The sequence below is a fragment of the Streptomyces sp. NPDC001732 genome, assembly GCF_053596315.1.
In genome coordinates this window covers 1-18093 of the sequence record NZ_JBSFFY010000030.1, presented here as the reverse complement: position 1 = coordinate 18093, position 18093 = coordinate 1, and the positions used below count along the sequence as shown (strand labels likewise).

General features: G+C 71.0%; 15 protein-coding genes and 2 pseudogenes. 10 read left to right on the top strand and 7 right to left on the bottom strand.

Features of this window, described 5'->3' with window-relative positions; translation table 11 throughout:
* The first annotated feature begins 46 nt into the window (after positions 1–46).
* The 3 genes from ACWCXX_RS25115 (at position 47) to ACWCXX_RS25105 (ending at position 4097) form a co-directional block, all read left to right on the top strand.
* A complete protein-coding gene (locus tag ACWCXX_RS25115) occupies positions 47–1771 on the top strand; it encodes a phytoene desaturase family protein (RefSeq protein ID WP_451130859.1) in 1725 nt (574 codons plus the stop codon).
* Complete coding sequence (locus tag ACWCXX_RS25110; RefSeq protein ID WP_451130857.1) at positions 1768–2823, top strand: MDR family NADP-dependent oxidoreductase; 1056 nt, start codon at positions 1768–1770, stop codon at positions 2821–2823. The genes ACWCXX_RS25115 and ACWCXX_RS25110 overlap by 4 nt, the downstream gene beginning before the upstream one ends.
* Positions 2824–2936: 113 nt before the next feature.
* Positions 2937–4097: a cytochrome P450 gene (locus tag ACWCXX_RS25105; protein ID WP_451130970.1), complete on the top strand. Its 1161-nt coding sequence runs from the start codon at positions 2937–2939 to the stop codon at positions 4095–4097.
* 74 nt (positions 4098–4171) lie between these two features.
* Here the strand turns inward: ACWCXX_RS25105 and ACWCXX_RS25100 are convergent, their stop codons facing one another.
* The 3 genes from ACWCXX_RS25100 to ACWCXX_RS25090 all read right to left on the bottom strand — a co-directional run bounded on the left by ACWCXX_RS25100 (position 4172) and on the right by ACWCXX_RS25090 (position 7535).
* Positions 4172–6064, bottom strand: coding sequence for a serine/threonine-protein kinase (locus ACWCXX_RS25100; protein WP_451130855.1), 1893 nt, complete (start codon positions 6062–6064; stop codon positions 4172–4174).
* 120 nt (positions 6065–6184) lie between these two features.
* Positions 6185–6640 (bottom strand): hypothetical protein, encoded by a 456-nt coding sequence (locus tag ACWCXX_RS25095; protein WP_451130853.1) that lies wholly within the window; start codon positions 6638–6640, stop codon positions 6185–6187.
* Between the two features lie 289 nt (positions 6641–6929).
* Positions 6930–7535: a TetR/AcrR family transcriptional regulator gene (locus tag ACWCXX_RS25090; RefSeq protein ID WP_451130851.1), complete on the bottom strand. Its 606-nt coding sequence runs from the start codon at positions 7533–7535 to the stop codon at positions 6930–6932.
* Positions 7536–7702: 167 nt separating this feature from the next.
* On the opposite strand from ACWCXX_RS25090, the gene ACWCXX_RS25085 reads away from it, so the two are divergent.
* From ACWCXX_RS25085 to ACWCXX_RS25070, 4 genes are all read left to right on the top strand, one after another.
* Positions 7703–9127: a purine-cytosine permease family protein gene (locus tag ACWCXX_RS25085; protein ID WP_451130849.1), complete on the top strand. Its 1425-nt coding sequence runs from the start codon at positions 7703–7705 to the stop codon at positions 9125–9127.
* Between the two features lie 143 nt (positions 9128–9270).
* Positions 9271–10914, top strand: coding sequence for an amidohydrolase (locus ACWCXX_RS25080; RefSeq protein WP_451130847.1), 1644 nt, complete (start codon positions 9271–9273; stop codon positions 10912–10914).
* A 372-nt stretch (positions 10915–11286) separates the two neighbouring features.
* Entirely contained in the window at positions 11287–11709 is a 423-nt protein-coding gene (locus tag ACWCXX_RS25075) for a hypothetical protein (RefSeq protein ID WP_451130845.1), read from the top strand.
* A complete protein-coding gene (locus tag ACWCXX_RS25070) occupies positions 11624–12688 on the top strand; it encodes a hypothetical protein (RefSeq protein ID WP_451130843.1) in 1065 nt (354 codons plus the stop codon). The genes ACWCXX_RS25075 and ACWCXX_RS25070 overlap by 86 nt, the downstream gene beginning before the upstream one ends.
* A 99-nt stretch (positions 12689–12787) precedes the next feature.
* Here the strand turns inward: ACWCXX_RS25070 and ACWCXX_RS25065 are convergent, their stop codons facing one another.
* The gene (locus tag ACWCXX_RS25065) at positions 12788–12934 is read right to left on the bottom strand and encodes a hypothetical protein (RefSeq protein WP_451130841.1); all 147 of its coding nucleotides are present in this window, start codon (positions 12932–12934) and stop codon (positions 12788–12790) included.
* Between the two features lie 208 nt (positions 12935–13142).
* Here ACWCXX_RS25065 and ACWCXX_RS25060 point away from each other — a divergent pair, with 208 nt between their 5' ends.
* On the top strand, positions 13143–14267 hold the full coding sequence (locus ACWCXX_RS25060; protein WP_451130839.1) for a chloride channel protein: 1125 nt from the start codon (positions 13143–13145) through the stop codon (positions 14265–14267).
* Between the two features lies 1 nt (position 14268).
* Entirely contained in the window at positions 14269–14400 is a 132-nt protein-coding gene (locus ACWCXX_RS25055; protein ID WP_451130837.1) for a hypothetical protein, read from the top strand.
* Between the two features lie 221 nt (positions 14401–14621).
* Here the strand turns inward: ACWCXX_RS25055 and ACWCXX_RS25050 are convergent.
* From ACWCXX_RS25050 to ACWCXX_RS25040, 3 genes and pseudogenes are all read right to left on the bottom strand, one after another.
* A pseudogene (locus tag ACWCXX_RS25050) lies at positions 14622–15080 on the bottom strand (DUF4158 domain-containing protein).
* A 112-nt stretch (positions 15081–15192) separates the two neighbouring features.
* On the bottom strand, positions 15193–15429 hold the full coding sequence (locus ACWCXX_RS25045) for a hypothetical protein (protein ID WP_451130835.1): 237 nt from the start codon (positions 15427–15429) through the stop codon (positions 15193–15195).
* A 284-nt stretch (positions 15430–15713) separates the two neighbouring features.
* Complete coding sequence (locus ACWCXX_RS25040; RefSeq protein ID WP_451130833.1) at positions 15714–17159, bottom strand: glyceraldehyde-3-phosphate dehydrogenase; 1446 nt, start codon at positions 17157–17159, stop codon at positions 15714–15716.
* Positions 17160–17788: 629 nt separating this feature from the next.
* Between ACWCXX_RS25040 and ACWCXX_RS25035 the strand changes: the two are divergent.
* A pseudogene (locus tag ACWCXX_RS25035) lies at positions 17789–18093 on the top strand (transglycosylase SLT domain-containing protein); the annotation flags it as partial.

Here is an 18093-nt window from a genome sequence, read left to right as displayed (position 1 = left end):
ACCGCGCAGAGGGACTTCGCACATGACCACCGAGGAGAACACATCCATGCCGCGATCCGCACGCGAGTCGATGATCATCATCGGCGCGGGGCTCGGTGGTCTGTCCACCGGCTGCTACGCCCGGATGAACGGCTACCGGACCCACGTCCTGGAGATGCACGAACTGCCCGGCGGCTGCTGCACGGCCTGGGACCGCGGCGACTTCACCCTGGACCCCTGCGTCAGCTGGCTCCTGGGCAGCGGCCCCGGCAACGAGATGCACCAGATCTGGCTGGAGCTCGGCGCACTGCAGGGCAAGGAGGTACGGCACTTCGACGTGTTCAACGTCGTACGCGGCCGGTGCGGCCGGTCCGTGTACTTCTACTCCGACCCCGACCGGCTCCAGGCCCACCTCACGGAGATCTCGCCCGCCGACGCCGGTCTCGTCCGCGACTTCTGCAGGCAACTGCGCGTCTTTCGCAAATGCCTCGCCGTCTACCCGTTCCTCAAACCCGTCGGACTGATGCCGCCCCTGGAACGCTGGCGCATGCTGGCCTCGTTCGTCCCGTACTTCAACGTCGTGCGCAAAACCATCGGCACCCTGATGACCGACTACTCGGCGAGGTTCAAGGACCCCCTGCTGCGCGAGGCGTTCAACTTCATCCTGTACGAGAAGCACCCGGCCTTCCCCGTACTGCCGTTCCACTTCCAGCTCGCCTCGCACGCCAACCTCTCCGCGGGCGTCCCCGAGGGCGGATCGCTCGGACTGGCCCGGTCGATCGAGCGGCGCTACCGCGGGCTCGGCGGCGAGATCACGTACAACGCCAAGGTCGAGGAAGTACTCGTCGAGGACGACCGGGCCGTCGGGGTGCGGCTCAGCGACGGGCGCGAACTGCGCGCCGACATCGTCGTCTCGGCCTGCGACGGACGCACCACGATGATGGACCTGCTGAAGGGCCGCCACCTCAACGAGGCGTACCACCGCCTCTACACCCGGACCATCGAACAGCCCGGCATGGTGTTCCCCGGCTACTTCACCCTCTTCCTCGGCCTGCGCCGCGACTTCCCCGACGCCGACCCCTGCACCACCTACCTGCTCGACGAGGCGGAAGCGGACGAACTGACCGGCATCAGGCACCCCAGCATCAACGTCCAGTTCCGCAGCAGGCACTACCCGGAACTCTCCCCGGCCGGAACGAGCATCGCCTACGTCACCTACTTCTGCGACATCGCCCCCTGGCGCGCCCTGGACGAAGGCCCGGAACAGGTGACCCGGTCCCGCGGCGGACAGGAACTGCACACCCTGCCGGTGCGCCACGGCCGCGGCTACTACGCGGCCAAGCGCCGCGCCCGCGAGGCACTCGTCGCCTTCCTGGAACGGCAGCACCCCGGCATCACGGACGCGATCGCCGTGCGCGACGTGTCCAGCCCGCTCACCCAGGTCCGCTACACGGGCAACTACGACGGCACGGTGCTCGGCTGGCAGCCCTTCGTGGAGAGCGGGGAGACGCTGGAGAAACTCATCAAGAAACACGGCCCCGGACTGCCGGGGCTGCGGAACTTCTACCAGTCCGGCGTATGGGCGACCACGGGCGGCCTGATCCGCGCGGCGGCGGCCGGCCGGCACGTCATGCAGTTCATCTGCCGGGACGACGGCCGGACGTTCACCGCGTCCGTCGACGAGAGCGGGCCGCCCCCCACCCACCTCGTGGTGCCGGTGGGCCCCCGGCAGGTCGCACGGTCCGCCACCGAGGGCCGCCCGGCCCTCGCGGAGAGGAAGGGAACGGGATGAGGGCCAGGAAATGGGTGGTGCGCGAGCACATCGAGGGCGTCCCCGACGTCGAGCGGGTCTACGGGCAGGTGGAGGAGGAGATCGACACCGAACTCGCACCCGACGAAATGCTGTTGAGGACACGCTACGTATCGGTCGACCCCTACCTCCAGGGCATCGCGCTGGACACCCCGCTCGGGGCGCACATGGGGGCCGACTCGATCATGGAGGTGCTGGAGGCGGGACCGCTGGCCGCCCACCGGCCCGGCGACCTGGTGCAGGGCTTCGGCGGGTGGCGCACCCATCTCGTCAGCAACGGCGCCGCCACCCCCTGGCAGACCGGGACGTTCCCCATGGTCTTTCCGGCCTACCGCCGCCTGGACCCCGGCTGGTTCGACGACGCGCTGCCGCTGTCCACCGCGCTGAGCGTCATGGGCGGCCCGGGAATGACGGCCTGGGGCACCCTCACCAAGTTCATGTCGGTCCGCCCGGGGGACACCGTTGTGATCAGCGGCGCCTCCGGTTGTGTCGGCTCGCTGGTCGGCCAGCTGGCCAAGCTCGCCGGTGCCAGGGTGGTCGGCACCACCTCGACGACGGAGAAGGCGGGCTACCTGGAGGAGCTGGGATTCGACGCGGTCGTCGTCTACCGCCACGGGGACAGCCACGACGCGGTGTGCGACGCCCTCCTGTGGGCGGCACCGGACGGAGTCGACAAGTACTTCGACAACCTGGGCGGCACCGTCACCGACGCCGTGTTCTCCATGCTCAACGTCGGCAGCCAGGTGGCCGTCTGCTGGCAGTGGGCCACCCAGGTGGGCCGGGACGTCATGGGGCCGCGGCTGCTCCCGCACATCATGTTCCCGCGCACCCACGTGCGCGGGATCTTCTCGCTGGAATGGTTCACCGAACAGAACTGGCAGGCGCTCCACGACGAACTCGGCGGCCTGGTGCGCCGGGGCGAGGTGCGCTGCGGACACACCCTCCACCACGGCTTCGACAACATCCCGGACGCCTACCACAGCCTCTACCGGGACACCGGGGCCAGCCGGGGCAAGGTACTCGTCGAGCTCTGACCCCCGGCCCCGGAGCACCCCTTCCCGCCCGCCCTCGCAGACCCTCGTTCCCGTGCAAGCCAGGAGGTTCAGTGTCCTGCCCCGCCGACTCCCGTACGCGCCCCGGCCCGCCTATGCTGCCCCTGCACCGTCTCGCGTTCGACCCGCCCGGCCCGCCCAGGCCCGTCGAACTGCCCGACGGGACCCCGGCCTGGCTGGTGAGCCGGTACGCCGACGTACGGAAGGTACTGACCGACAGCCGGTTCGGACGCGCGGCACTGCACTCCCCGGACGCCCCGTCCCTGTCCGGCGAGACCGGCCTGGTCGGCAGCCTCGACCTGATGTTCAACCAGGACGGCGAGGACCATCTGCGGCTGCGCCGCACCCTGCGGCGCGCCTTCACCCCGAGGGCCGTGGCCCGCTGGCGGCCCTGGATCGCGGAGATCGTGGAGGAGTGCCTGGACGAACTCGTGGACCGGGCACACCCGGTGGACCTGGTGTCCGGCTTCACCCTGCCGCTGCCGGTCGCGGTGATCAGCAGACTGATGGGCCTCGACGCCGGGGCGCGGGACCGGCTGCGCCACTGGACCCTGTACGCCTTCTCGGACGGCTCCCACCCGGAGGAGGAGATGAGAGCGGCGCTCGTCGAGTTCGCCGCCTTCGGCGCGGAGCTGCTGGCCGAGCGGAGGAAGGCGCCGGGCGACGATCTCACCAGTGTGCTGGTCGTGGCCGCCGACGAGGAGGGCGGCATCCCGGAGAGCCAGCTCGTGGACCTGGTGTGCGGACTGGTCGTCGGCGGCCACGACAGCACGATGACGATGCTCGGCAACTCGCTGCTCTACCTGCTCGGTGAGCGGCCGGAGACCTGGCCCCGGCTCGGCGCGGACGAACGGGCCGCCGAGGCCCTGGCGGAGCGGCTGCTGCACCTGGTGCCGCTCGGCGACGACCGGGGGACCGCACGTCACGCCGCCGTCGACACGGAGGTCGGCGGTGTGACGATCCCGGCCGGCTCGGTGGTGCTCGCCGACTGCGGCATGGCCAACCGCGATCCCGCCGTGTTCCCGCCCCGGCCGTTCGACGACCTCTTCGCGCCGCTGGCGGCCCCCACCCTGTCGTTCGGCGCCGGGGCCCACTACTGCCTGGGGGCCTGGCTGGCCCGGATGGAACTCCAACTGGCCCTGCACCGGCTCGCCGCCCGCCTCCCCGGGCTGCGTCTGGCCGAGCCCGCCGACGAGGTCGAGTGGAACCGGGGCACCACCTCCCGCAGCCCACGGCGCATCACGGTCACCTGGTGAAGGAGCGGGGGAGCGGCGTTCTCACGTCCGGGGACACGCCCCGGACGTGAGAACGCCTCGTGCGCGGGGCGGACTCAGCCGCCCGAGCCGGTGACGGCGGCGTTGCGCCAGACCGTCAGGTCCAGCGTCATGTACGTGCTGGGCGAGTCCTCGCCGGACAGACCCCGGACGGTCACCAGGCCCATGTGCCCCGACCCCGTCGTGACACAGACCTGCCGCCCCGTCGAGAGCTTCTCCAGATCGACGGTCTCGGTGAACCGGGTGTCCGCGCGGCAGGTTTCGAGCGATCCCACCTGCCCCGGGTCGAGCAGCACCAGGCTTCCGCCCGTGCTCTCGGCGTCGAGATAGCCGCCGGTGTCGTAGGAGAGCTCGTATCCGCCGTCCTCGCCCTGCTGGGGGCGGACGGTGTCGTCGCCGAGCGACAGGTGGTAGCCGGCCGTGAGGTTGATGCCCTTGTACTCCACGGGCTTCGGCTCCGGCTCGGTGGCCTGCTCGGAACCGGAACCCGACCCGGGCTCGTTGTCGGCGCCGGACCCCTTGCCCGAAGCACCCGGCTTGTCCGGGGAGGAACCGCTCCGATTCTTCTGGTCGCCTTCCTTGAGCAGCGTGTACGCCGTGGCACCGCCCGCGATCGCCAGGACCAGCACCGCGGCGACGGCGATGATCGCGCCCCGCTTGCCACCGCTCTTCGTGGGCCGGGGCGCCGGAGGCGTGCCGTCCGCGGGAGGCGTGGGGCGCCCGGGGTGCGGCTGCGCAGGGCCGGCCATTTGGGTCGGGGCATAGGCGTTGACCTGGGAGGGGGCAGGCGTGGGGTACGGGGGCTGCGGATGGGGCGGCTGGTGCGCCGCGGGCGGACCGTACCCCTGGGGCGGGGCGGCGGGAGGTACCGGCGCGGTGGCGGGCGCGGTGGGCTGATGGGCCGCTGCCGCCGTGGCGGCGGGTGCGGTGGGAGGGTGGGCCGGCGGGGCGGTGGCGGGCGTGGTGGGCGAGTGGGCCACGGACGGTGCCACGGTCGGGGGCGGCGGGGTCTGGGCCGGGGCGGGAGCGGCCGTGCGTACCGTGATGTCGGCACTGACCGGGGCCGGCAGCCAGTCCTCGGGGCGGCGCAGCACCGTCTCCGCGTTCGCGGACCGGCACAGCTCGATGACCTCGGCGACCGACGGCCGGGCCGCGGGGTCCTTGTCGAGGCAGCGGGTGACCAGCTCCCGCAGCCGTTCCGGGACGCCGCTGAGGTCGGGCTCCTCGTGGACGATCCGGTAGAGCACGCCGTGCGAGGTGCCCTCGCCGAAGGCCGGGGCGCCGGTCGCCGCGTACACCGCGACCTGGCCGAGCGCGAAGACGTCGGTGGCCGGGGTCACCCGGTGCCCCGCGGCCTGCTCCGGCGCCATGAACGAGGGGGTACCGATGGTGACGCCGCTGCCGGTGAGCGAGGTCGCGTCGGCGGCATGGGCGATGCCGAAGTCGATGACCCGGGGGCCGTCGGCGGCGAGCAGCACATTGGACGGCTTGAGGTCGCGGTGCACGATGCCCGCCCCGTGGATGACGTGCAACGCCTCGGCCATGCCCGCGATCAGCAGCACCACCGTCTCGACGGGCAGCGCCCCGTGCGCGACGACGGCGTCGGCGAGCGGGGGGCCCGGCACGTACGCGGTGGCCAGCCACGGCTGCACGGCATCGGTGGCGGCGTCGATGACCGGCGCCGTGAACAGACCCTGCACGCGCTGCGCGGACCGCACCTCCTGGGCGAACCGGCGGCGGAACTCGGCGTCCTCCCCGAATTCGGGACGAATCACTTTGATGGCCACGGGGCGTCCGCCGGGTGTGTACGACAGATACACCTTGCCCATGCCGCCGGCGCCGAGCCTGGCCGCCAACCGGTATCCGGCGATTGTGGTCGGGTCGTCCCCGGCGAGCGGCTGGAAGACCTCGGGGGTGTTTCCAGGTGCCGGCTGCTGACCACTCGTCACTTACGTCTCCCCATGTGGAACGCCGATGTCGAACGGCACCTTATCCAAGGGCGGGCCGTCGACGCGTGTTCCGGTGGAGGGTGCAACCAACCGCGGAAGCGGGAAGGTGCCGGGGAGGCGTCAGTCCCAGAGCTGCTGTGTCACGACCCGGCCCGTCCGGGCCGGAGCGCCGTCGGTGTAGACGAGTTGGAGCCGACTGAACCGCTTCAGCTCGGGATGCTTCTGCCAGGACTTCGGCCGGTCCAGCCGCACGGTGACCGGATAGGAGTGGAACTTGCCTGCGGCGCAATAGGGCTGACAGTCGTTCACCACGTCGAGTGCCCGGCCCGCGGCGGACGTCGGGCCCCAGGAGGACCAGTGGATGTCGACGAGCCGGTTGTTGCCGTCCCCGCAGGCGAGCAGGAAGTCGCCGGGGCGCACCTGCGGGCTCCAGAAGCAGTCGACGGCCACCACGGGGGCGGACGGAGGGGCGGCCGCGGCGGGGGAGGGCGACGCGGACGCCGGTACCGGTGCGGCCACCGCGAGGGCCGTGGCGGCGCACAGCATGAGACCTGTCCTGAGCTTGCGTCCTTGCATGTCGGCTCCTCGGCCGCCTCGCTTCGGGCCCGCGCCGCCGTCGTGCGTGCCCGACGCGCCCCGTGTGTTCCGGGACCGCCCGGCAGGAGCAGTCGTCGGCCGCGGCTCCTTCTTCCAGCCGTCGTTCCTGAATCGACCATAGGGCCCCATCCGGGGATGCACCACCCGTACAGGTGGCAGAAGTGCAAAACGGGTGTGAGCGGTACTCGGTCCCGGCGCGGTGACGGGCCCGGTCGGAGGGTGTGTGCGGTGCCGCGTGCCTTTCCGGATTCCGGGCTCCGGCGCCGGTTCAGCCGCGTTCCACCAGTCGTGCGGTCGCCGACAGGGCCGCACGGAGCGCGCTCTCGCGGTCCGCGCCGTGCTGGCCGAGAACGACCCGGGTGCTCAACCCGTCGAGCAGGGCGAGGAGTTCGGATGCGCGCGCCGCCGTGTCGAGGTCCGCGGCGAAGCGGCCCCGACGGGCCCCCTCGGCGAGGAGTGCTTCCAGGTCCTCCTGCCAGCCGCGGTCGATCTCGGCCTGTGCCTGCCGCAACGGTTCGTTCGACGCGGTGCGTGCCCACAGTTCGATCCACAGCGTCCAGCGGGGGTCGCGCGGCCCGCGGGGGAGGTACAGCGCCAGGAAGAGTTCCAGTGCGCGTTCCGGGTCGACCGGGCCGGACAGCAGCTCCCGGCGTTCCTCGGCGAGCGCGTCCTCGCTCCAGCGCAGCACCTCCAGGAGCAGCCGGTCCTTGCTGCCGAAGTAGTAGAGGATGTGGCCGCCGCTGGTGCCGAGGCGTTTGGCCAGCGCCGACATGGTGAGCGCGGCGAGGCCGTCCTCGGCGATGGCGGTCATCGCCTCCTCCAGCATGCGCTCCCGGGCCAGGTGCCCGTCACGCCGTCGCGCCGTCGTCGCCACGCCACGTCTCCTCTCCGGTCGGCCCGGTGACGACCCTAGCGGCCGATTTCGGCGGAGGTCTTGACGGGCTCCCGGAACCACATCTTGAATGCCGTTCTAACTTTTAGAACGGCATTCAAAGTGCTGTTCCGGTTCCCCGGGGCACACATGGACGAGGGACGGTCCGCATGACGCAACAGGACACGGCCGAGAGAGCGCCCGGCGCGCCGGCCGCCGCCGACCAGGTCTTCCAGGTCGAGACGTACGGCATCGTCCCGATCCCCGACGAGGACCGCCACGGCAGCGCGAAGGACCTGTTCTGGCTCTGGTTCGGGTCCAACCTCACCTTCACCTACGTCATCAACGGAGCCCTGGCCGTCGCCTTCGGCCTGTCCTTCTGGCAGGCGACCGGCGTCGTCGTCATCGGCGGACTGGCGTTCTTCGCCATCAGCGCCGCAGGACTGAGCGGAGTCCGTACCGGCACCGCCACCCTGGTGATCTCCCGCGCCCCCTTCGGCGTACGGGGAAACTGGCCCGCCGGGATGCTCAACTGGGTGGTCAGCATCGGCTACACCATCCTGAACACCGTCGTCGGCACCCTCGCCCTCGAAGCGTTCTTCGCCGGCCTGGGCTGGGAGTCCGGCCGCACCGGACGGGCCCTCGCCCTGCTGATCACGCTCGCGCTGACCTTCGCCGTCGCCCTGTGGGGCCACGCCACCGTCCAGTTCGCCGAGCGCTGGATCGCGTACGTCCTCGCCGTGGGGTTCGCCGCACTCCTGGTGTTCCTGCTGCCGGGCGCCGACACGGGCGGGAGCGCCGCGCAGCCCGGTGCGTCCGGGTGGAGCCTGGCCTTCGTCGTGATGCTGGCCGGTCCGTTCTCGTACGTCCCGATGCCCGCCGACTACACGCGCTACCTTCCCAGGACGACCTCGATGAAGGCGCTGACCTGGTACGGAGCCCTCGGTGGCTTCATCTCGTCGGTCGCCCTGGGCATGGCCGGAGTGGCCGCCGCCACCCAGACGGACATGACCGACGCGGTGGCGGGCACCGAGCGACTGCTGCCGGGATGGTTCCAGACGCTCTTCCTCGCCCTCGTACTCGGCGGTTCGGTCACCAACTCCATCGTCACGCTCTACTCGTCGAGCCTGAACCTCCAGGTCCTCGGCGTCCCCTGGAGCCGCTCCAGGGCCATCGTCATCAGCGCGGCCGTCACCGCGGCGGGCTCGCTCTGCGCGCTCTTCCTCACCGATTTCACCAGCTCGCTGCTGTCCTTCCTCTCCCTGCTGATCATCGTGTTCGCGCCCTGGGGCGGCGTGTTCCTCGCAGACATGCTGATGCGCCGCTGCCACTACGACGCACCGTCGCTGCACGCCGGACCGGACGGCGCCTACTGGTACCGGTCCGGCTACCACCCCGCCGGCATGACCGCACTGCTCGCCGGCATGGTCTTCGCCGCCCTCACCTGCGATTCCGAGCTGTGGACCGGGCCACTGGTCGCTCCACTGGGCGGCGCCGACCTGACCCTGCTCGGCTCCGTCGTCTCGGGGCTCGTCTACTGGCTGCTCGCCCGCCGGACCGTCGCACCGCACACCGGCCGCCCCGACGCCCACTGAACGGCCGCAGCGCCCCCGACGACCCGTGCGAACCGGGCGGCGGAGCCCGCCCCCGCCCCGCACCACCGAGCAGGCCGACCCGCCGACGCACCCCACGCACCACCGATCCGACCGACCCACCGCACCAGGAGGAGCCACCTCACATGCCCGTCCGCGCCCACCTCGTCCTGCGCAACGCCCGCATCCACACCGTCGACCCGGCACTTCCCGAGGCACAGGCCCTGGCGGTGGTGGACGGCCGCATCGCCTGGCTCGGCCCCGACGCGGAGGCCGAGCAGTGGACCGGTCCGGACACCCGGGTGATCGACGCGGACGGAAAGCTGGTCCTCCCCGGCTTCATCGACGCCCACAACCACGTCCGGCTCGGCTCCGACGACGCCTGCGTCCAGCTGTCCGGCGCCCACACCCTGGACGAGGTCCACGCCCGCATCCGCGCCTGGCACACCGCCCACCCCGACGCCGAGTGGATCGAGGCCGAGGCCTTCGACTACTCGGCGATCCCGGACGGCCGGATGCCGGCCGCCGCAGACCTCGACCCGGCCACGGGCGACGTGCCCGCCTTCGTCCTGAGCTACGACGTGCACACCGCCTGGGTCAACACCGTCGGCCTGCGCCGGCTCGGTATCGACCGCGACCACACCCACCTGCCCTTCGGACAGGCCGTCACCGACCCGGCCACCGGTGAACCCACCGGCTTCATCAAGGACTTCGCGGTCGAGGGCCTCTCCCGCGACGGCCACCGCGCCCTGCGGAAACTGGGCCTGCCGTGGGCCTCGCCCGACCGGCAGTACGGCCGCCTCGCCAAGTCCCTGGACGACGCCGTCCGTTTCGGCATCACCACGGTCGTCGAACCCCAGAACTCGCTCGACGACCTCGCCCTCTTCGACCGCGCACGCGCCGAGGGCCGGCTCAGGTCCCGGATCGTCGCCGCGCTCTTCCACCCGCGCGGCACCACGGATGCCGACCTCGACGACTTCGCCGCCGCCGCCCGCCACTACGACGACGACCGCATCGGGGTCGGACCGCTCAAGCTCTACATCGACGACGTCGTCGAACCGCGCACCGCGGCCCTCCTCGAACCCTATGCGGGCTGCCGCCACCACCGGGGCGAGACCTTCTACCCGCCCGAGGAGTTCGCGGACCTGCTGGCGAAGCTGGACGCCCGCGGCTTCCAGTGCTTCGTCCACGCGACCGGCGACCGGGGCATCCGCACCGTGCTCGACGCCGTCGAGCACGCCCGCGCCGTCAACGGGCCCCGGGACGCCCGCCACCAGATCGTCCACGTCGAATGCCTCGACCCCGAGGACACCCCGCGCTTCGCCGAACTGGGCGTGGTCGCGTGCATGCAGCCCCGGCACAGCGCCCCGGAGATCGCCGGTCCCGGCAAGGACTGGGCGCAGAACGTCGGCGCCGACCGCTGGCACAAGGCGTGGCCCCTGCGCAGCCTGCACGGGGCCGGGGCCGTCCTCGCGCTCTCCAGCGACTGGAACGTGGCCGAGATGGACCCGATGATCGGCATCCACACCGCCGTCACCCGGCGCCCGCTGGGCGGGGGCGACCCCTGGATGCCGCAGGAGACGATCAGCGTGGAGGCCGCCGTCCACGGCTACACGATGGGCTCGGCGTACGCCAACTTCCTGGAGCACGAACGCGGTTCGCTCACCGTCGGCAAGGCAGCCGACTTCGTGGTCCTCTCCCGCGACATCCTGCGCGTCGACCCCGATGACATCCCCGGCACCGTCGCACTGACCGTCGTGGTCGGCGGCGTCGTCGAGCACGAGGCCTGACCGGCCGGCCCCGTCCCTCCCCGCTCGTGGCGCGGGACGGGGCGGCCTCCCACGGACGGGGCGGTCCGCACGGCCCGAGGGTGCCGCGCGGACCGCCCCGCCGGTCAGTCTGCCCGGATCTCGTGGACCGCGAAGTGGCCCCACTGGAGGTGGGCGTCACGGACCGTCAGGCGCAGACGCCGGGCCGTCACCCGCTGCGGCAGGGTGATGGTGCGCTGCTCGACGGACGGAGGTGTTGCCGGACCGGACCAGTTGCTGCCCGGCGGCCTGCGTCACCCACGCCGAGCCGTTTTGATGTCGCCGGAGGGGGCGACGGGCGTGTCGGTGCCCCAGGAGAGGTTGGAGTCGTAGACGGTGCTGTTGTGGAGGTCGGTGCCCGACGTCTCGGCCCTGTTCTCCCGAAGCTACGGCGAAGTGACAAGTAGCTCTCCGCAGCGGATCCGGGGTGTGCTTGTCAGCGGTTTGGATCTTCTGGGCCTGTCGGGGGCCGTGCTCGGTGAGGTTGGTCCGGTCATGACGACCGGAGGGGGCTTCTCGCTGGATGACACCGAGGCGGACCTGCGCGAGACTGAGCCCGACATAGACCAGATCCGTGCTGACCTCACCGCCGTGACCGGCATCGCGGCGCTCACCGACTTTGCCGATACGGTGCCGTATCACCTGCTGTTCACGCCGCCGCGGAGGGCACGGGCGCACCGAGGGGATCAGTATGGCGATGATCACGGTGGACGTGGCGGTTCCCGACGCGCTGCGGCCGGTCGTGGATGTGGCAGCGTTGCCAGCGGCCCTCGGTGACGCGGGGTCGGCGTGGCTGGTGCTGTCCGAGGACGGACGGCTGGCGCGGTGGACGCCGACGACCGGCGAGGTGCAGGACGTGGCCCGGTATCGGGAGGAGAGGCCGGCGTCCGAATACGGTGGCGGCGTTCGGCTGCGGCTTCATGTGTCTCGATGTGGCCGTTGGGCGGCGGTGGTTCAAGACCGCGGTCGGTACGGCACCGTCGTCGATCTCACCACCGGTTCGCCAGCGTTGAAGTTGGACGGCGGGGATTACTGCTGTGAAACCGTCCCGTTCGCGTTGGCGTTCGCCGAACACGGTGGCCGGCCGGTTGTCGTCCATCGCACTGACTGGAACCGGTTGGATGTCACCGATCTCGCGTCCGGCGAGGTGCTTACGGCGCGGGACAGCCCGGACAGGGATGAGGAAGATGCGGAGCACGACCTCGATTACTTCCACGGCGCGCTGTCACTGAGTCCCGACGGGACTCGTGTCTACGACGGCGGTTGGGTGTGGCAGCCGTGGGGGATGCCGGCGGTGTGGAGCCTGACCGCCTGGCTGCACGACAACCCGTATGAGTCCGAGGACGGGCCCAGCTATGCGGTGTATCCCGAGGTCTCGGAGTGGAACTGGCCGGTGGTGTGGATCGACGACGGGCGGATCGCGGTGTATGACCGGGACGATGCCGACAGCGGTACCGTCCACGTCCTCGACCCCACCTCGATCGAACTGCGCTCGCCGGGCGTCCGATGGATCAAGGCGGTCGCGACGTTCCCCTGGCCGGTCGGCGATTTCGGCTTTTTCACCGACGGAGAGCATCTGCTGATCGCCGACGAGGCCGGTCTGCAGGGCGTCGACATCACCAGCGGACAGCAGGTGTTCGCGATCGACGGGTTCCGCCCGGCGCGTCAGGATCGACATACCGGAACGCTGATCCAGGTCGGCAGCGCCAATGCCCGGTTGTGGACGCCGCCGGAGTGGACTGCGCGCGCTGGCTGAGCTGCCATTTCCCGCAGGGTGCCGAGCGGGAGAACATCCGCGAGTCCACACTGGAACGGGTGTGAGTAGTTGGCGTACAGGAAATCCCGGTGAGAATGATCATGAGCTGAGTGCTGCGGCGTCCGGGCGGGGCCGGGGAAGGTCGCCGGCCTGGAGGGCGGCGAAGTCGGTGTGGGCCTGTTCGCCAGCCTCGGGGTACGCCTCGCGCTTGGAGTGTTCGGCGAGCGCCCGGTGGATGCTGGCCACAGAGGGGCTCTGTCCCTTGCGCTTGCCGGTGGGGATGATCAGGTCGGGCTGGACCTGCTCGACGGACTCGCCCCCGCGCGGCGCCGCAGCACGGTGTGCAGCATGTCGTCGGTGATGACCGGCGGCCGGCCGCCGTGCTTGCCCTTGCGTGCCGCGGTGTCGAGCCCTTCGAGCTCCTCTGGGCGGGGCGCTGCTGACGCTGGAGGTGATGCTCGACGTCCTGTCGCTGCGCCTGGCCCTGCCTGCCCTGGCCACCTGTTGTATCGCCACTGCGGTCTCCTGGCCGATGCTGCCCAACGGGCCCACCTACCAGTTGCCCGAAGTGGGGCCGCCCACGTCCCTGACCGTGTTCGCCGTGCTGATCGGGCCCCTCGCCGGGCTGATCGCGGTCGGCTGGGTGCGGATGATCCGGATCTCGCACGACCACCGGCCCATGGGGTGGGGAGCGCTGGTCGCGCCGCTGCTGGTGTTCACCGTGGTCGGTGTGCTGGCTGTTCCCTATCCCGAACTGCTCGGCAATGGCAAGGACATCGTTCAGCTCACGCTCTCCGCGCAGGTCGCCGCGCCCCTTCTGGTGGCCCTGCTCTTCCTCGAACCGATTGCCACGGCCGGGAGCCTGGGCAGCGGCGTCAGCGGCGGTCTGTTCACCCCACCATCGCCACCGGTGCCCTGCTCGGCTCTCTGGCGGGGCAGGGCAGGGCACAAGCATGGCCCGCCCCGGCACCCAGATCTCCCGCCGCCGCAGCGCGTCACGCAGCGCCACAAGCACGCACAGCTCGTACGGGATGCGCTCGACCCGGCCGCGCTCGTCCACCACCGCCTTGCGCCATTCCTCGCGTACCACCCCGGTCAGCGGGATCTTCTCCGCCTCGTCGAAGAACGCGCCCTCCTTCGCGATGAGCTGGTCCAGATACCGCTTGAGCAGGTCGATCGCGTCCATCACCGGCCGGTAGGCGGTGTTGTTGCACTTCAGCTCCAGCGCGTTCAGCAGTGGCGAGAGCATCCGCCGCCAGTGGTTGGAGTACGACGAACGCAGCACCGTGCGCCCCCGGGCCCGGTAGGGGGCCTCGCTCGCTGCGGCCTCCGCCGCCAGCGCCTTCAGCGTGGACTCCCCGGCCACCGGATAGATCACCTTGCGGACCGTGCCACCCGGCTCCGCGACCGCCGCCTCCGCCAGCCGCAGCAGGATGCCCTCCTTGCCGCGGACCCGCTTGAGCTCCTTGCTGAACTCGCCCTCGACCTTCTTCTCCGCCCGAGTGTTGATCTTCTGTACGAGTTGGATGAACAGCTCCACCAGCGAGTCGGTGATCTCCGTTTCCCGCCCATGGCATAGCGTGGACAGCAGCGTGTACCGCACCGGCCCGGCCGCCGCCCGCAGGTCCGAGGGGTACTCCTTCGCCGCCCGCGCCGGCCAGGCCGCCACCAGCTTCCCCGACACGTCAGCGAACGGCTCCGGCGGCAGCTGAGGCCCGCGCACCCGCTGGAGCTTGTTCACCTCCGCCAGCAGACTGTCCAGCCCCAGCGCCCCGGGGTCCGCCTTCGGCTCGGCGAAGAACGTGCCCCCGCCGCCCGCGCTCTCCCCGCTCGCGCCGTCCTCGGCGACCAGGTCGTCCAGCCGGGACCGGGTCGCCGCCGACAGCCGGTCCACGGTGGCCGCGCAGAACCGCTCCTCGAAGGTGGTCACCGCCTACCCGACGAGGCGGGCGATGCGTCCCGGCGTCGGCGGCTCCATCCGGTCACCCCGGCAGCGCACAACCACCGCCTCCGCCAGCCGGTCCCGGTTCAGCTCTACCCCGCACAGCTCCGCCGCCAGCCACTCGGCGAGCTGGGCCTGGTCCTGCTCGGTGCACTCCCGGAACCCGAACGCGCCCCGGATCCCCATCCGGTGCCGCTTGATCGCCCGCCCCGATCAGTCGTACGCGGCCCACTCCTCCGCGGGCACCCCCACCTATGGAGCGACGTACGACACCGCCGGGGCCGGGATCTCCCCGGCGTCCTCCGGGAACCGGGCCTCCACCTCGAAGGACTTCAGCAACAGCGCGAACCCCAGCCGGTTCGCCCCCGACTTGTTCCGCAGCCGCTCCTGGTCCTCCTCCAGCAGCGTCCAGACCTCGATCAGGTCCTCCGGCTCCCACTCCTGCCGCACCCCAGGCTCCTTCCGGTCGTCACGACCGGACCAACCTCGCCGAGCACGGCCCCTGATGACCCCAGAAGATCAAAAAACGCTGACAAGCACATCCCGGATCCGCCACAGAGAGCTACTTGTCACTTCGCCGCAGCTTCGGGAGAACAGGGCCGTCGAGCCGGCCCTTCCACCGCTGACCGGCCCTGAACAGCAGCCGGTCGCCGGGGCCCGGCGTCAGTCGGCTTGCCCTGGCCAGGGACTTCCAGGAAGCCGTCTCGTTCCGGCCCGACGCGTCGTCGTTGCCGGACACGGCGTCCACGTAGTGCGTGATGCCCGCCGCGACTTCGACGAGTTCCGCACCCGGTTGCACGACGCGCACCTGCCCCGGCTCGACGCGATCGGTGTGGAGTACCGGGTGCGGACGGGCCCGCGCTGCCCTGGCAGACGCGTTCCGGCCTCGTGGGCGCGCCCGCGACGAGGGCCGAGCGCGAGGAACACATGCGCCGACGCCTGGCGGCCATCCGCACCTGAGCCGCCGCCCGGCAACGAACACCGCCCGCGCTCCGTGGCCGTCCGGTGCACGAACGGGTACGGAGCACGGGCGGTGCTCTTCTCGGGGGCTTCGCGCGAATCGTGCCCCCCCGGGTGACGGGATCAGACCGCCGGGGCCGGGAAGGTGGGGTACTCCACCCCGGAGACGTGCTGGACGACCCGGATGACCTGGCACGAGTAGCCGAACTCGTTGTCGTACCACAGGTAGAGGATCGCGTTGTCGCCGTCGACCTTGGTGGCGCCGGCGTCGACGATCGACGCGTGGCGCGAGCCGATGAAGTCGCTGGAGACCGCGTCCGGAGCGGTGGTGAAGTCGATCTGCCGCTTGAGCGGCGAGGTCAGCGACACGTTGCGGAGGTAGTCGAGGACGTCCTCGCGCGTGGTCTCGCGGCCCAGTCGGAGGCTGAGGATCGCTATCGAGACGTCCGGCACCGGGACACGGATCGAGCTGCCGGTGATCGGTGCCTCGAGGTCGGGCAGTGCCTTGGCGACGGCGGAGGCGGCACCGGTCTCGGTGATGACCATGTTGAGCGGGGCCGAACGGCCGCGACGGTCCGCCTTGTGGTAATTGTCCAGCAGGTTCTGGTCGTTGGTGAACGAGTGGACGGTCTCCACGTGCCCGCGCAGCACCCCGTACTCGTCCGCCATCGCCTTCAGCGGCGGGACGATCGCGTTGGTGGTGCAGGAGGCGCAGGACAGGATCTGCTCGTCCGGCTTGATCGTGTCGTGATTGACGCCGTGCACGATGTTGGGGACGTCGCCCTTGCCCGGAGCGGTCAGGACGACCTTGTCGATGCCGGGGCGCAGGTGGTTCGACAGGCCCTCGCGGTCGCGCCACTTGCCGGTGTTGTCGATGAGGATGGCGTCCTTGATGCCGTACGCCGTGTAGTCGACCTCCGACGGGTCGTTGGCGTAGATCACCTTGATCGCGTTGCCGTTGGCGACGATCGTGCTGCTCGCCTCGTCGACGGTGATCGTGCCCTGGAACTGTCCGTGGATGGAGTCGCGGCGCAGCAGCGAGGCGCGCTTGACGATGTCCTGGTCGCCGCCCTGGCGGACGACGATGGCGCGCAGCCGCAGACCGTTGCCGGACCCCGCCTTCTCGATCAGCAGGCGGGCGACGAGGCGGCCGATCCGGCCGAAGCCGTACAGGACGACGTCGCGTCCCTCGCCGCGCTCGATCTTGTTGGCGCCCGTGGCTCCGGAGACGGCCTCGGCGGTGAACTCCGCCACCGGCAGACCGCGGTCGTCGGCGGCGTACGTCGCGGCGAGCATGCCGATGTCGATCTGGGAAGGGCCGAGGTCGAGGGTGGTGAGGGCCTGCAGGAACGGCAGGGTGTCGGTGACCGAGAGCTCCTCACCGGCGATCTGCCGGGCGAATCGGTGGGTCTTGAGGATGCTGACCACCGACTTGTTCACCAGGGAGCGGCTGTGCAGCAGGACGGTCACGTCCCGCTCCCGGTGAAGTTTCCCGATGATCGGGATCATCGACTCCGCGATCTCCTCGCGGTTTTTCCAGCTGGTGAACGAGTCGTCATTGACAGTCACAGGTTTATCTTTCGAGCTAGGCGGCGCTCATATGGTAACCACACGGCGCTTTGATCACCCAAACGGTCCCGTCCCGGGCCGTGGCCCCGCACCGCCGCCGGGCGGGGAGCGGGTCGTACGGCCTTGCGGGCGGGCCGGCGGGCGGGCGCTCGGAGGTCGCGGGTGCGGCCCGGGGCGCGACGGAGCGCGTCGGTGGAGGAACTGGTGGACGGCCGGCCGCAACGGTGGGCGGTCGAGGTCGCCGGGGCGCGGGGGCGGGCGGCGTCGTACGGGTCGCGGAAGGGCTGCCGCGAAGAGGGTCGGATGTCCTCGAAATGGCCTCCCGGATGTGATGCCACCCATAGGAGCCACGTCACATTCTAGGCCGGGTAGTAGGAACAAGGCGCCTCAAAGGGCGTGAAAATGGGTTCTAAAGTTGCATTTCGGACATTGCTCCGTATTCGGGTAGTACGTCACATCGTTGACCCCCGCGCCGGCCGCCGCTAACCATGGTTGTCGTCGCGGCGCACCGCGGCAGCAGCGGACGGACATCGCCGGACCCGCTCACCCCTCCCGCACCACGCGGGATCCGTCCTGCCCATCGGCGCCGGACGGCACCACACCCCCCACCGCAGGAGAGTTTCTTCCGTATGACCACGCAGACCCGCACCAGCCGCATCGCCCGCCTCCGCACCTTCTCCGTCGCCGCCGTCGCCACCACCGGCGCCGCGGCTGCGGCCCTCACCCTGACGTCGACCTCCGCGCAGGCGGCCGAGGTGCGGCAGACCGTCCCCGTGGTCAAGACCTCCGTGGTCGGTGCCGCCCAGGGCGTCCAGCAGGGCGACAAGGGGCACGCCGGCAACCTCGACGGCTGGATCAAGGAGGCGCTGGCCGTCATGAAGGCCAAGGGCATCCCCGGCACCTACGAGGGCCTGCACCGCAACATCATGCGCGA